At 60.3% G+C, this 15,157-nt stretch carries 9 protein-coding genes; 8 read left to right on the top strand and 1 reads right to left on the bottom strand.

The window, feature by feature from the left end:
• Nucleotides 1-128 precede the first annotated feature (128 nt).
• The gene (locus ACTJKS_RS07620; protein WP_108182598.1) at nt 129-554 is read right to left on the bottom strand and encodes a YciI family protein; all 426 of its coding nucleotides are present in this window, start codon (nt 552-554) and stop codon (nt 129-131) included.
• 720 nt (nt 555-1,274) lie between these two features.
• Here ACTJKS_RS07620 and ACTJKS_RS07615 point away from each other — a divergent pair.
• The 8 genes from ACTJKS_RS07615 to ACTJKS_RS07580 all read left to right on the top strand — a co-directional run bounded on the left by ACTJKS_RS07615 (nt 1,275) and on the right by ACTJKS_RS07580 (nt 15,040).
• Nucleotides 1,275-1,799 carry a hypothetical protein gene (locus tag ACTJKS_RS07615; protein ID WP_262948362.1) on the top strand — a complete coding sequence of 175 codons (525 nt, stop codon included), beginning with the start codon at nt 1,275-1,277 and terminating at the stop codon, nt 1,797-1,799.
• Between the two features lie 223 nt (nt 1,800-2,022).
• The gene (tpx, locus tag ACTJKS_RS07610) at nt 2,023-2,523 is read left to right on the top strand and encodes a thiol peroxidase (protein ID WP_041066982.1); all 501 of its coding nucleotides are present in this window, start codon (nt 2,023-2,025) and stop codon (nt 2,521-2,523) included.
• 175 nt (nt 2,524-2,698) lie between these two features.
• Entirely contained in the window at nt 2,699-4,006 is a 1,308-nt protein-coding gene (locus ACTJKS_RS07605) for an MdtA/MuxA family multidrug efflux RND transporter periplasmic adaptor subunit (RefSeq protein WP_108182599.1), read from the top strand.
• Nucleotides 4,003-7,104: an MdtB/MuxB family multidrug efflux RND transporter permease subunit gene (locus tag ACTJKS_RS07600; RefSeq protein ID WP_041066988.1), complete on the top strand. Its 3,102-nt coding sequence runs from the start codon at nt 4,003-4,005 to the stop codon at nt 7,102-7,104. Before ACTJKS_RS07605 ends, ACTJKS_RS07600 begins: the two co-directional genes overlap by 4 nt.
• 142 nt (nt 7,105-7,246) lie before the next feature.
• On the top strand, nt 7,247-10,354 hold the full coding sequence (locus ACTJKS_RS07595) for an efflux RND transporter permease subunit (RefSeq protein WP_198759803.1): 3,108 nt from the start codon (nt 7,247-7,249) through the stop codon (nt 10,352-10,354).
• On the top strand, nt 10,351-11,811 hold the full coding sequence (locus ACTJKS_RS07590; RefSeq protein WP_262948365.1) for an efflux transporter outer membrane subunit: 1,461 nt from the start codon (nt 10,351-10,353) through the stop codon (nt 11,809-11,811). The genes ACTJKS_RS07595 and ACTJKS_RS07590 overlap by 4 nt, the downstream gene beginning before the upstream one ends.
• A gap of 248 nt (nt 11,812-12,059) precedes the next feature.
• Nucleotides 12,060-14,141, top strand: coding sequence for a putative bifunctional diguanylate cyclase/phosphodiesterase (locus tag ACTJKS_RS07585; RefSeq protein WP_041066997.1), 2,082 nt, complete (start codon nt 12,060-12,062; stop codon nt 14,139-14,141).
• 152 nt (nt 14,142-14,293) lie between these two features.
• A complete protein-coding gene (locus tag ACTJKS_RS07580) occupies nt 14,294-15,040 on the top strand; it encodes an SDR family oxidoreductase (protein ID WP_047294160.1) in 747 nt (248 codons plus the stop codon).
• Nucleotides 15,041-15,157: the final 117 nt, after the last annotated feature.

Raw genomic sequence — 15,157 nt, 5'->3', positions numbered from 1 at the left:
ACTAAAGGTGGGCGCTGAATTTTTACGACCCTGTAGGAGCTGCCGCAGGCTGCGATCTTTTGACTTTGATTTTTTAAAAGCCAGATCAAAAGATCGCAGCCTGCGGCAGCTCCTACAGGGGGCGGGGATTACAGATTTTTCTTCGCTTGCTCGCGAACGCGTTCTTCCTGCGCCCGTGCTTCAGGCGTGAACTCGGCACCGAAATCCTCGGCGGAGAAGATCTGGCGGATTTCGATATCGGAATCGCCCGGCATCGGATTGGGGCAGCGCTTGACCCACTCGATAGCGTCTTCTTTCGACTTCACTTCCCAGATCCAGTAGCCGGCCACCAGCTCCTTGGTCTCGATGAACGGACCGTCGATGACGGTGCGCTTGTCGCCGGAGAAATGCACGCGGGTGCCTTTGCTGCTCGGGTGCAGGCCATTGCCGTCGATGAGGATGCCGGCCTTGACCAGTTCTTCGTTGAAGTTGCCCATGGCGGTGATCAGCTCTTCACTGGGCATGATGCCGGCTTCGGAGTCGGCGCTGGCTTTGACAAGGATCATGAATCGCATGGTGGTTTCTCCAGGGGATGGGGTTGATTCACTGCTTAGTCGAACGGGCAGGGCGTGAATCGACAGGTCTCTGAATAAAAGATGCAGTCCGGCGTTTTAACAAACGCAATCCGACACACTGCAACTGCCAATGCAGGAGTTGCCGCAAGCTGCGATCTTTTGCTCCTGTCGTTAAAAACCAACATCAAAAAATTGCAGCCTTCGGCAACTCCCCGTGCGTATTTCAATTCAGGATGTTTAAACGTTGTTTCGATTTTGCGGAACGTTCCCACAAGGTTTTCAGGTTGTCCGTCGGATGTCGGGTCTCTAGCCTGTGTTCGTCGCTGCCAATTCAGCGACCGGGACTGGAAACCCCGATGGGTATTAGTGGCACGTACACGCCTTTCATAACGTATCCTTGCGCACATTCGAATGTGTGCACTCCGTTATGGCGGCTGTGCGCGGGGGATCTTCGGGTCATCCGGGTCGCCGCTGCCCGGGTTTCCAACCTGCGTACAGCTGCCACCTCTTCGTCCGGAAACCGAAGGGGGCAGCTCCGACTATTCAGTGGAGTTACACCTATCATCAGACTACGAATAACTGCACAACCGTGACAATTGCAGGAGCAAAGGTTTCGGGAAAGTCAATTGTGCAGAACCCGGCGAAATTCAATGAGGTGCGAGGTCTTTCATCGAAAGACAGGCAGCGCGTACGCAAAGTAGTCCGAAGGACGGTATTTTCATGCCTGCGGATTTACAAGCCATGCTCGAAGCAAATACCGAGGCCCCTGTGATAAGAAAAATGTTTACAAATAGACGTCTTGGCATATGGCTGGTGGCAGTTTTATCCGTCAATGCGATTTTTTTGGCTTTTCTGATTTTTGGCGATATTGCGAAAGCGCCCAATATGAAAATGATCAAGAGCAAAGAACCGTTGCTGATTGAAGGGCCGAATGGCGACGAGAATTACTATGTCCTGCCTTTGGGTACTACCCTTTATCACGATAAAAGCTTTCCTGAAGGGCATGACCGTTATGTGGTGTATCTCAATCATAAGGGTGCAATTGCACACGAAGAAGTACCCATGAAGCCTGAGTATGGCGGTTCATTTATAGACCCGCTCTGGCTGGCCAATGTTGATGAGGAAACCTTGAAAGAAATTTTCAAACGGTTTCCGCTCTCCAAAACCGATATTGCCGCTGCGATCAAGGCCAATGAAATAACCAAGGATGATCTAGCCGACATCATCCGATCCATGCCCGACTGACCAATTCTTTTAGCTGTCGGTGAAACGAAGCTGCGGTCTTTTGATCTTGATGAAAAGATAAAGTCAAAAGATCGCAGCCTGCGGCAGCTCCTACACGAGGGTTGTATACAATTTTTTGCGCGGCCCCTGACAATTTTCAGTCAGGGCATAGGTCGTCGGACAATTTCGTGGTTAACTTCGGCCTCTTGCATGCTCAATCACCACGTTAAGAAGGACTAAAGTCATGGCTCAAGTCACCCTCAAAGGCAACCCGGTTCAAGTCAACGGCCAGTTGCCACAAGCCGGTTCCAAGGCGCCAGCCTTTTCCCTGGTTGCCGGCAATCTGTCCGACGTCACCCTGAAAGACTTCGCCGGCAAGCGCAAAGTGTTGAACATCTTCCCAAGCGTCGACACCCCGACCTGCGCGACTTCGGTACGCAAGTTCAACGCTCAGGCCAACGAACTGAACAACACCGTGGTGCTGTGCATTTCGGCTGACCTGCCATTCGCCCAGGCCCGTTTCTGCGGCGCCGAAGGCCTGGAAAACGTGCAGAACCTGTCGACCCTGCGCGGTGCCGAGTTCATCGAAAACTACGGCGTAGCCATCGCTGACGGCCCGCTCAAAGGCCTGACCGCCCGTGCCGTAGTGGTTCTGGACGAGAACGACAACGTGCTGCACAGCGAGCTGGTCAAGGAAATCGCTGAAGAGCCGAACTACGACGCAGCACTCGCCGTTCTCAAATAAGCGCTTTTACAATTGTTAACGGCCTGGCCCTGTCCAGGCCGTTTTCATTTGTGTATCAGTGTTTTGCCTCACACCTTGAAACGTAAGTTGAAGGTAAATTGCCGGTAAAGCTGCTTTGCTTAAATCCCATCAGTGCTTATCGTTCAGCCTCCCGTAAAAGAAGCCCACGCGCCCAATGGTTAATCAATCCATGCAATCGTCCCCTCGCAACGCCCGTCGCTGGCTGATCAGCCTGCTCGTCCTGTTGGTCATCGCCGTCCTGTGCTGGAAATTCTGGCCCGCCGGTTCGGCCCACAAGGAGGGCGCCGACAAGGCGGCGAGCGGTCATGCCGGGCGTTCGGGGATGATGCGGCCGGGCTTCGGCGGCGCGGCCGGGCCGATTCCGGTGCGGGTGGCCCCGGCGGTCACGGGCGACTTCCCGCTGTATTACAAGGCGCTGGGCACGGTGACCGCGCTCAACACCATCAACGTGCGCAGCCGGGTCGGCGGCGAGTTGGTGAAGATCAATTTCGAAGAAGGACAGATGGTCAAGGCCGGCGACTTGCTGGCAGAGATCGATCCGCGTCCGTACCAGAACGCCTTGCTCCAGGCTGAAGGCACCTTGCTGCAGAACCAGGCGCAGTTGAAAAATGCGCAGGTCGACGTCGAGCGTTATCGCGGCCTGTACAAGGAAGACAGCATTGCCAAGCAAACCCTGGACACCGCCGAAGCACTGGTCGGCCAGTACCTGGGCACGGTCAAGACCAATCAGGCGGCGGTCAACGACGCCAAGCTGAATCTCGAATTCACCAAGATCCGCGCACCGATTGCCGGCCGCGTCGGTCTGCGTCAGGTCGACGTCGGCAACCTCGTTGCGGCCAACGACACCACGTTCCTTGCAGTGATCACTCAGACCCAGCCGATCAGCGTGGTCTTCACCCTGCCGGAAAACAGCCTCGAAACCGTATTGGCACGCTACCACAGCGGCGCCAGGCTGCCGGCCGAGGCATGGGATCGCGGCGATACCAAAATCCAGGCCAGCGGCGTGTTGCAAAGTCTCGACAACCAGATCGACGTCGCCACTGGCACCCTGAAATTCAAGGCCCGTTACGATAACCGCGACCAGTCACTTTTCCCCAATCAGTTCGTCAACGTTCATTTGTTGGCCGACACCCTCAAAGGCGTGGTGCTGGCACCGTCGGCCGCGATTCAGTTCGGCACCAACGGCACCTTCGTCTACGCGCTGGACGGCGACAAGAAAGTCACCATCCGCCAATTGAAGATCGGCGCCAGCGACGGCACCAACACCGTGGTCACCGAAGGCCTCGCTGCGGGCGATCGCGTGGTGCTGGAAGGCACCGACCGTCTGAAGGAAGGCAGTGAAGTGGAAGTGGTCAACGACAGCAATGACGTGCCGACCACCCCGACCGGCCACCTGCAAGGCAAACCCGCCGCCAGTGCACCGGACGCTGCCACAGCTGACAAGGCCAAGAAGGGCGCATGAACATTTCGCGGCTGTTCATCCTCCGTCCTGTAGCTACCACCCTGAGCATGCTGGCCATTGTTCTGGCCGGCCTGATTGCCTATCGCTTGCTGCCAGTCTCGGCGTTGCCGCAGGTCGATTACCCGACCATTCGCGTCATGACCCTGTACCCCGGCGCCAGTCCCGACGTGATGACCAGCGCCGTGACCGCGCCGCTCGAACGCCAGTTCGGGCAGATGCCGGGCCTGACGCAAATGGCCTCGACCAGTTCCGGCGGCGCGTCGGTGCTGACCCTGCGTTTCAGCCTCGACATCAACATGGACGTCGCCGAACAGCAGGTGCAGGCCGCGATCAACGCCGCGACCAACCTGCTGCCGACCGACTTGCCGGCACCGCCGGTGTACAACAAGGTCAACCCGGCGGACACCCCGGTGCTGACCCTGGCGATCACCTCGAAAACCATGCTGCTGCCCAAACTCAATGATCTGGTCGACACGCGCATGGCGCAGAAGATCGCTCAGATCAGCGGCGTCGGCATGGTCAGCATTGCCGGCGGTCAGCGGCAGGCGGTGCGGATCAAGGTCAACCCGGAAGCTCTCGCGGCGAACAGCCTGAACCTGGAAGACGTGCGCACCCTGATCGGCGCGTCCAACGTCAACCAGCCGAAAGGTAACTTCGACGGCCCGACCCGGGTCTCCATGCTCGATGCCAACGACCAACTGACGTCGCCCAAGGACTACGCCAACCTGATCCTCGCCTACAAGAACGGCGCGCCGCTGCGTCTGAAGGATGTGGCGGAAATCGTCGACGGCGCCGAGAACGAACGTCTCGCCGCGTGGGCCAACCAGAATCAGGCCGTGCTGCTGAACATCCAGCGTCAGCCGGGCGCCAACGTGATCGAGGTGGTCGACCGGATCAAGGCCTTGCTGCCCAGCATCACTGACAACTTGCCGGCTGGCCTCGACGTCACCGTGCTCACCGACCGCACCCAGACCATCCGCGCCTCGGTCACCGACGTGCAGCACGAACTGCTGATCGCCATCGCGTTGGTGGTGATGGTGACGTTCCTCTTTCTGCGGCGCGCCAGCGCGACGATCATTCCGTCAGTGGCGGTGCCGCTGTCGCTGATCGGTACGTTTGGCGTGATGTACCTCGCCGGCTTCTCGGTCAACAACCTGACCTTGATGGCGCTGACCATCGCGACCGGTTTTGTGGTCGACGACGCGATCGTGATGCTGGAAAACATCGCGCGCTTCATCGAGGAGGGCGACAGCCCGATGCAGGCGGCACTCAAAGGCGCCAAGCAGATCGGTTTCACCCTGATTTCCCTGACCCTGTCGCTGATCGCGGTACTGATTCCGTTGTTGTTCATGGCTGACGTGGTCGGGCGGCTGTTCCGCGAGTTCGCCATCACCCTGGCGGTGGCGATCCTGATTTCGCTGGTGGTTTCGCTGACGTTGACGCCGATGATGTGCGCACGCCTGCTCAAGCGAGAGCCAGAAGCCCACGAGCAGGGCCGTTTCTACCGGGCCAGCGGCGGCTTCATCGACTGGATGATCGCCGCCTACGGGCGCAAGTTGCAGTGGGTGCTCAAACACCAGCCGCTGACCCTGTTGGTGGCCATCGGAACGCTGGCACTGACCGTGTTTCTGTACATGGTAGTGCCCAAGGGCTTCTTCCCGGTGCAGGATACCGGGGTGATCCAGGGTATATCCGAAGCACCGCAGTCGATTTCCTTCGCGGCCATGGGCGAGCGTCAGCAGGCGCTGGCCAAGGTGATTCTTGAAGATCCGGCGGTGGAAAGTCTGTCGTCCTACATCGGTGTCGACGGCGACAACGCCACGCTCAACAGCGGTCGTCTGCTGATCAACCTCAAGCCTCACGGCCAGCGTGACCTGAGCGCCACCGAGGTGATCGCGCGCCTGCAGCCGCAACTGGACAAACTGGTTGGCATCCGTCTGTTCATGCAACCGGTGCAGGATTTGACCATCGAGGATCGGGTCAGCCGTACCCAGTACCAGTTCAGCATGTCCTCACCGGACGCCGAATTGCTCAGCCAGTGGAGCGGGCGTCTGGTCGAAGCCTTGGCGCAGCAACCGGAATTGACCGACGTTGCCAGCGACTTGCAGGACAAAGGCTTGCAAGTGTATCTAGTGATCGACCGCGATGCGGCGTCGCGCCTCGGCGTTTCGGTGCAGAACATCACCGATGCGCTGTATGACGCCTTCGGCCAGCGGCAGATCTCGACCATTTACACCCAGGCCAGCCAGTACCGCGTGGTGCTGCAGGCACAGGCCGGGGAGAAAATCGGGCCGGCGGCGCTGGACCAGATTCACGTCAAGACCACTGACGGTGCGCAGGTGCGCCTGTCGAGTCTGGCCCATGTCGAGGAGCGTCAGGCGCAACTGGCGATCACCCATATCGGCCAGTTCCCGGCGGTGATGATGTCGTTCAACCTGGCGCCCGGCGTGGCGCTGGGGCATGCGGTGGACATCATCGAACAGGTGCAGAAGGACATCGGCATGCCGATTGGCGTGCAGACCCAGTTCCAGGGCGCGGCCGAGGCATTCCAGGCCTCGCTGTCGAGCACCTTGCTGCTGATTCTGGCGGCGGTGGTGACCATGTACATCGTACTCGGCGTGCTTTACGAAAGTTACATTCACCCGATCACCATCCTGTCGACCCTGCCGTCGGCGGCAGTGGGTGCCTTGCTCGCGTTGCTGCTCAGCGGCAACGATCTGGGGATGATCGCGATCATCGGCATCATCCTGCTGATCGGTATCGTCAAGAAAAACGCGATCATGATGATCGACTTCGCCCTCGACGCCGAACGCACCCAGGGCATGGCGCCGGAACAGGCGATCTATCAGGCGGCGCTGCTGCGTTTCCGGCCGATTCTGATGACGACACTGGCGGCGCTGTTCGGCGCCGTGCCGTTGATGCTCGCCACCGGTTCCGGGGCTGAGTTGCGTCAGCCGTTGGGTCTGGTGATGGTCGGCGGCTTGCTGGTGAGCCAAGTGCTGACTTTGTTCACCACGCCGGTGATCTACCTGTATTTCGATCGCCTCGGTCGGCGCTTTGGCAAGACCAATGCCGACCGTGATGAGGTGGTGGTATGAATTTGCTGCACCTCATCCACTGTGGGAGCGAGCCTGCTCGCGAAAGCGCTGGATCAGTCACCATCAACGTTGAATGTCAGACCGTATTCGCGAGCAGGCTCGCTCCCACAGTGGGTAGGTGTGTTGATGGGGATTGCGGTCAATGAACCTCTCCGGTCCTTTCATCAAGCGCCCGGTCGCGACCATGCTCCTGAGCCTGGCGATCATGTTGCTGGGCGGTGTCAGTTTCGGCCTGTTGCCGGTATCGCCGCTGCCGCAAATGGATTTTCCGGTGATCGTGGTTCAGGCCAGTCTGCCCGGCGCCAGTCCCGAGGTGATGGCGTCCACGGTGGCGACGCCGCTGGAGCGTTCGTTCGGCGCGATTGCCGGCGTCAACACCATGAGCAGCCGTTCCAGCCAGGGTTCGACCCGGGTCATTCTGCAATTTGACCTGGACCGCGACATCAACGGCGCGGCGCGCGAGGTGCAGGCAGCCATCAACGCTTCGCGCAACCTGTTGCCGAGCGGGATGCGCAGCATGCCGACCTACAAGAAGGTCAACCCGTCGCAGGCGCCGATCATGGTGCTGTCGCTGACCTCGGACGTGTTGGAAAAAGGCCAGCTCTACGACCTGGCCTCGACCATCCTGTCGCAGAGCCTGTCCCAGGTGCAGGGCGTGGGTGAGGTGCAGATCGGTGGCAGTTCGCTGCCGGCGGTGCGTATCGAACTCGAACCGCAAGCGCTGAACCAGTACGGCGTGGCGCTCGACGATGTACGCAAGACCATCGCCGCGGCCAACGTACGCCGGCCCAAGGGCTCGGTCGAAGACGGCGAGCGCCTGTGGCAGATCCAGGCCAACGACCAGTTGGAGAAAGCCAAGGATTACGAGTCGCTGATCATCCATTACAAGGACGGCGCGGCCCTGCGTCTGAAGGACGTGGCCAAGGTCAGCGACGGCGTCGAAGACCGTTACAACAGCGGTTTCTTCAACGATGATGCGGCGGTGCTGCTGGTGATCAACCGCCAGGCCGGCGCCAACATCATCGAGACGGTCAACGAGATCAAGGCGCAGTTGCCGGCCTTGCAAGCGGTGCTGCCGGCCAGCGTGAAGCTGAATCTGGCGATGGACCGCTCGCCGGTGATCAAGGCCACCCTCCACGAAGCGGAAATGACCTTGCTGATCGCTGTGGCGCTGGTGGTTCTGGTGGTGTTCCTGTTCCTGGGTAACTTTCGCGCCTCGCTGATTCCGACGCTGGCGGTGCCGGTGTCGCTGGTCGGCACGTTCGCGGTGATGTACCTCTACGGTTTTTCGCTGAATAACCTGTCGCTGATGGCGTTGATTCTGGCCACCGGGCTGGTGGTGGACGATGCCATCGTGGTGCTGGAAAACATTTCCCGGCACATCGACGAAGGTGTCAAACCGATGAAGGCCGCGTACCTCGGGGCCAAGGAAGTCGGTTTTACCTTGTTGTCGATGAACGTGTCGCTGGTGGCGGTGTTCCTGTCGATCCTGTTCATGGGCGGTATTGTCGAAAGCCTGTTCCGCGAGTTTTCCATCACCCTGGCGGCGGCGATCGTGGTGTCGCTGGTGGTCTCGCTGACATTGACGCCGATGCTCTGCGCGCGCTGGCTCAAGCCGCACACGCCGGGCCAGGAAAACCGTTTGCAACGCTGGAGCCGCCGGATCAACGACTGGATGGTCGGCAAATATGCGACCAGCCTCGATTGGGTGTTGCGCCACCGCCGCCTGACCCTGCTCAGTCTGATCATCACAGTCGGGGTCAACGTCGCGCTGTACGTGGTGGTGCCGAAGACGTTCATGCCGCAGCAGGACACAGGCCAGTTGATCGGTTTCGTGCGGGGCGACGACGGCCTGTCGTTCAGCGTGATGCAACCGAAAATGGAAACCTTCCGCCGCGCCGTGCTCAAGGACGAAGCGGTGGAGAGCGTAGCCGGGTTCATTGGTGGCACCAACGGCACCAATAACGCGTTCATGCTGGTGCGCCTGAAGCCGATCAAGGAACGCAACCTGTCGGCGCAGAAAGTCATCGAACGCCTGCGCAAGGAGATGCCCAAGGTCCCCGGCGCCCAGTTGATGCTGATGGCGGATCAGGACCTGCAGTTCGGCGGCGGCCGCGAACAGACCACCTCGCAATACAGCTACATCCTGCAAAGCGGAGACCTGGGCGCCCTGCGCGAGTGGTACCCGAAAGTGGTGACCGCGCTGCGGGCACTGCCGGAGCTGACTGCGATTGATGCCCGCGAAGGACGCGGTGCGCAGCAGGTGACGCTGATCGTCGACCGCGATCAGGCCAAGCGCCTTGGGGTCGACATGAATATGGTCACGGCGGTGCTGAACAACGCCTACAGCCAGCGGCAGATTTCGACCATCTACGACAGCCTCAACCAGTATCAGGTGGTGATGGAGGTCAATCAGAAGTACGCGCAGGATCCGGTCACCCTCAATCAGGTGCAGGTGATTACCGCTGACGGTGCGCGGATTCCGTTGTCGACCATTGCCCATTACGAAAACAGCCTGGAGGACGACCGCGTCAGCCACGAAGGCCAGTTTGCGTCCGAAAGCATCGCCTTCGACATGGCCGAAGGCGTGACTGTGGAGCAGGGCAGTGCCGCCATCGAGCGGGCGATTGCCAAGGTCGGTCTGCCGGAAGACGTGATCGCGAAAATGGCCGGCACCGCCGATGCGTTTGCCGCGACGCAGAAGAGCCAGCCGTTCATGATCCTCGGTGCGCTGCTGGCGGTGTATCTGGTGCTCGGTGTGCTGTATGAAAGCTACATTCACCCGCTGACGATCCTCTCGACCTTGCCCTCGGCCGGGGTCGGCGCGTTGCTGTCGATCTACGCGCTGGGCGGCGAGTTCAGCCTGATTTCGCTGCTCGGACTGTTCCTGCTGATCGGGGTGGTGAAGAAAAACGCCATTCTGATGATCGACCTGGCGCTGCAACTGGAACGCCATCAGGGCCTGTCGCCGCTGGAGTCGATCCGCAGCGCCTGCCTGCAACGGCTGCGGCCGATTCTGATGACGACCCTGGCGGCAATCCTCGGTGCCTTGCCGCTGTTGCTCAGCCGTGCGGAAGGCGCGGAAATGCGCCAGCCCCTGGGTTTGACCATCATCGGCGGCCTGATCTTCAGTCAGGTCCTGACCCTTTACACCACGCCTGTGGTTTACCTCTATCTCGACAAGCTGCGCCACCGCTTCAACAAGTGGCGTGGCGTGCGTACTGACGCTGCTCTGGAAACTCCGCTATGACCGACCGTTCGCTTCTCAATCTGGCCACTGCGCGCGGTTCGCGGCTGTTGAGCCTGTCGCTGTGCGTGGCGATGCTCAGCGCCTGCGCCGTCGGCCCGGACTATCAGCGCCCGCAGACTGCCGAGGTTGCACAGTACAAAGAGGCCGAGGGCTGGCGCCAGGCCAATCCGAGTGACGCGCTGGCGCGTGGTGCCTGGTGGGAGCTGTATGGCGATCAGCAGCTCAATGGCCTGATCGAGAAACTCAACAGCTCCAACCAGACCGTGGCGCAATCCGAAGCGCAGTACCGTCAGGCCCAGGCCTTGGTGCGCAGTGCCCGTGGGGCGTTTTACCCCAGTGTCGACCTGAGCGTGGGCAAGACCCGCTCCAGTCAGGGCACCGGCAGCAGCAGTTCGAGCCTGAGCAGTTCTTCCAGCGGGATTCGCGATACCTACAACGCGCAGTTGGGCGTGAGTTGGGAAGCGGATATCTGGGGCAAATTGCGCCGAGGCCTGGAGGCCGACGAGGCCAGCGCCCAGGCGAGCTTCGCCGATCTGGCCGCGATGCGTCTGAGCCAGCAGTCGGAACTGGTGCAGAACTACCTGCAACTGCGGGTGATCGATCAGCAGAAACGCTTGCTTGAAGCCACGGTCGCGGCGTACGAAAAATCCCTGCAAATGACTCAGAACCAGTACCGCGCCGGGATCTCCGGGCGCGATGCGGTGGCGCAGGCACAGACCCAGTTGAAAACCACCCAGGCCGATCTGGTGGACCTGATCTGGCAACGGGCGCAATTCGAAAATGCAATCGCCGTACTGACCGGACAGGCGCCGGCCGAGTTCAGCATCGCCGAGACCCAGAACATCCCGAACCTGCCGCAGATTCCTCTGAGCCTGCCGTCGCAGCTACTGGAACGGCGCCCGGACATTGCCTCGGCGGAGCGCTCGGTGATCGCTGCCAACGCCAATATCGGTGTGGCCAAAGCCGCGTATTACCCGGATCTGACGTTGAGCATGAGCGGCGGCTACAGCAGCAGTACCTCGAAAAATCTTTTGACCATACCCAACCGTTTCTGGTCGGTCGGGCCGAAACTGGACTTACCGATCTTCGACGGTGGCATCCGTTCGGCCGAGGTTGACCGTACCGAGGCGGTGTACGACCAGACTGTCGCCAAGTACCGCCAGACGGTGCTCGATGGTTTCCGTGAAGTGGAAAACTATCTGGTGCAACTGAAAGTGTATGAAGACGAGGCGGCGGTGCGTCAGGAAGCACTGGATGCGGCGCGCGACTCGCTGCGTCTGACCCAGAATCAGTACAAGGCCGGGTTGATTGCCTACATCGATGTGGTTGTGGTGCAAGCCACGGCGCTGAGCAACGAGCGCACTGTGCTCAATATCCTGCAGAATCGCCTGATTGCCAGCGTGCAATTGATTGCCGCGCTGGGGGGCGGGTGGGACGGTCAACTGGCCACCGAATAAATCGTGTAGGAGCTGCGGCACGCTGCGATCTTTTGATCTTAAAAAACAAGGNGATCGCAGCGTGCCGCAGCTCCTACAAGTTGTGATGGTTGCTCCAGAGCCTTGCAAAACCATCAAACAAGCGTTTCATCGGGTTGATGGCAAAATGATTACTTTGTCAGTGCGTTCTTCCGCGCAATCAGTACAATCGCCGCATTTGCCCGGCCGAGAATGGACGCAGTACGGCGCGGGTGGTCGCGAGAATCTTCATGCTCATCGGTAATTATTCCTTCACCCTGGTTTTCATTTCTTTGTGTGTGGCGATCCTCGCGTCCTACACCGCGCTCGACCTGACCGGGCGCATCGCCAGCGCCCGTGGGCGCGCAGTGCATTTCTGGACGGCGGGCGGCGCGCTGGCGATGGGTGTCGGCGTCTGGTCGATGCACTTCATCGGCATGCTCGCCTTCAAGCTGCCGATCGAACTGGGTTACGACATTGCGATTACCGCGCTGTCGCTGCTGATTGCCGTTCTGTCGTGCGGGTTTGCCCTGTGGCTGGTCAGCCAGCCGAAACTGCCGATCCTGCAGTTGGGTTTCGGCGCCTTGATCATGGGCGCCGGCATCAGCGCCATGCATTACACCGGCATGGCCGCGCTGCGCATGACGCCTGGCATCGATTACGACCCGACCCTGTTCGGCGCCTCATTGCTGATTGCGGTCGGTGCTTCGGCGGCGGCGTTATGGATCGCCTTTCGCCTGCGCCAGCACTCGCCTTATGTGCGCCTGATTCGCGGCGGTGCGGCAATCATCATGGGCATTGCCATTGTCGGCATGCACTACACCGGCATGGCTGCGGCGCAGTTTCCCGCAGGCAGTTTCTGCGGCGCGACGCTCGCCGGTCTCAAGGGTAACGGCCTCGACAATCTGGTGCTGATCACCACGCTGGCGGTGCTGTCGATCGCCTTGCTGACCTCGATTCTCGATGCTCGCCTCGAAGCACGCACTGCCGATCTGGCGCATTCGCTGACCCTGGCCAACCGTGAGCTGACGCAACTGGCGTTGCACGATACCCTGACGGGCCTGCCGAACCGCATGCTGCTGGACGACCGGATCAATCAGGCGATGAAGAAGGTCGAGGAGCAGGGCGGCTGTTTTGCGTTGATGTTCATCGATCTGGACGGTTTCAAACCAGTCAACGATGCCTTTGGCCACCACATGGGCGACCAGTTGCTGCGCGAAGTCGGGGTGCGCCTGCGTGAGGATTTGCGCAGTCAGGACACGCTGGCGCGAATTGGCGGCGACGAGTTCGTGCTTCTGGTGCGTCTGACCGAGCCCAACGATGCCCTGAGCCTGGCAGCGCGCCAGGTCGGCCTGATCGGCCAGTCATTTCGCGTGGCCGAGCATGAGTTGCAGATTTCCGCCAGCGTCGGCATCGCCCTGTACCCGGGTAATGGCCAGAGCGCTCAGGAACTGCTGATGAACGCCGATGCGGCGATGTATCACGCCAAGGGCGGCGGTAAAAACGGCTACAGCTTCTTCGATGCCTCGATGAACAGCAACGCACGCAAGCAGCTGCAGTTGCTGCAAGATCTGCGCGCCGCGCTGGAGCACCGGCAGTTCAGCCTGTATTTCCAACCCAAATTCGACGCTGCCAGCGGTCGTCCGGTGGGGGCCGAAGCGTTGCTGCGCTGGCAGCATCCGACCCAGGGCATGTTGCTGCCGGACAAGTTCATCGATCTGGCGGAGAAGACCGGCCTGATCATCGCCATCGGCGACTGGGTGCTCAACGAGGCCTGCCGGCAGATGCGCGAATGGTATGTGCTCGGTTACACCGACTGGCGCATTGCAGTGAACCTCTCGGCGTTACAGTTCTGCCACGCGGGGCTGGTACAGAGCGTGGCCCGGGCGCTGGCCACGCATCATTTGCCGGCCAACAGCCTGACCCTGGAAATCACTGAAACCACGGCCATGAGTGACGCCGATGCCAGCATGACGGTGTTGCAGGAGTTGTCGGACATGGGCGTCGACCTGTCGATCGACGACTTTGGCACCGGCTATTCGAGCCTGATGTACCTCAAGCGTTTGCCGGCCAACGAACTGAAGATCGACCGAGGGTTTGTCCGCGATCTGGAGCACGACAGCGATGACGCGGCCATCGTCTCGGCGATTGTGGCGCTGGGGCAGGCACTCGGTTTGCGCATTGTTGCCGAGGGCGTGGAGACTGGCGTACAGCAGGACTTCCTCACGCAGTTGGGCTGTGATTCGTTGCAGGGCTATCTGTTGGGCCATCCGATGCCGGCTGACGCGTTCATGCAGAACCTCACCCGTGGAAAGGCTCAGGCGGCTGTCTGACTGCAAACGGTGGCGAGGGAGCAAGCTCCCTCGCCACAAAAAACATCTCAGTCTCATGCAGGGTTTTGTCTTGGACAGAGCCCATGCAAAACCGCCCAATGACGGTTATTCTTCACCCCGACTGTTACGTGTGCATTGGGGGAAGGGCCAGCATGGATAAAGTCATGGTAATCACCGGTGGCGGGCGCGGAATCGGCGCCGCTACGGCGTTGTTGGCTGCCGGGCAGGGCTATCGCATCTGCATCAACTATCAGTCGGATGAACAGGCCGCGCAAAGCGTGCTGGAGCAAGTGCGGGCGCTGGGGGCGCAGGCCATTGCGGTGCGCGCCGATGTCAGCATCGAAGACGAAGTCATCGCACTGTTTCACCGGGTCGACACCGAGCTGGGACGGGTCACCGCACTGGTGAACAATGCGGGCACCGTCGGCCATAAGTCGCGGGTCGATGAAATGTCCGAATTCCGCATTCTCAAAATCATGAAAACCAACGTATTGGCGCCGATCCTCTGCGCCAAGCACGCGATCCTGCGCATGTCGCCCAAGCACGGCGGGCAGGGTGGCAGCATCGTCAACGTCTCCTCGGTCGCCGCACGCCTGGGCTCGCCCAACGAATACGTCGACTACGCCGCGTCCAAAGGCGCGCTCGACACCTTCACCATCGGTCTGTCCAAGGAAGTGGCGGGCGAGGGCATTCGCGTCAACGCGGTGCGTCCGGGCTACATCTACACCGACTTCCATGCGCTGAGCGGCGATCCGGATCGGGTCAGCAAGCTTGAGTCGGCGATTCCGATGGCTCGGGGCGGGCGCCCGGATGAGGTGGCGGAGGCGATTGTCTGGTTGCTGTCCGACAAGGCTTCTTATGCGACGGGGACGTTTGTTGATCTGGGGGGCGGACGTTAGAGCCAATGTTCTGACGCATTTGTGTTTTGTATCGTTGTCAACTGTCAGTTTTGACAGTTTGATCTGTTTGCTGCTGCGCCTAGAGTAGACGTGACGGACATTGGCAAATCGACTCCC

This window comes from Pseudomonas sp. 22189 (genome assembly GCF_052045635.1).
In the GTDB taxonomy this organism is placed as follows: domain Bacteria; phylum Pseudomonadota; class Gammaproteobacteria; order Pseudomonadales; family Pseudomonadaceae; genus Aquipseudomonas; species Aquipseudomonas parakoreensis.
This window is presented reverse-complemented; position numbering and strand designations above follow the sequence as displayed.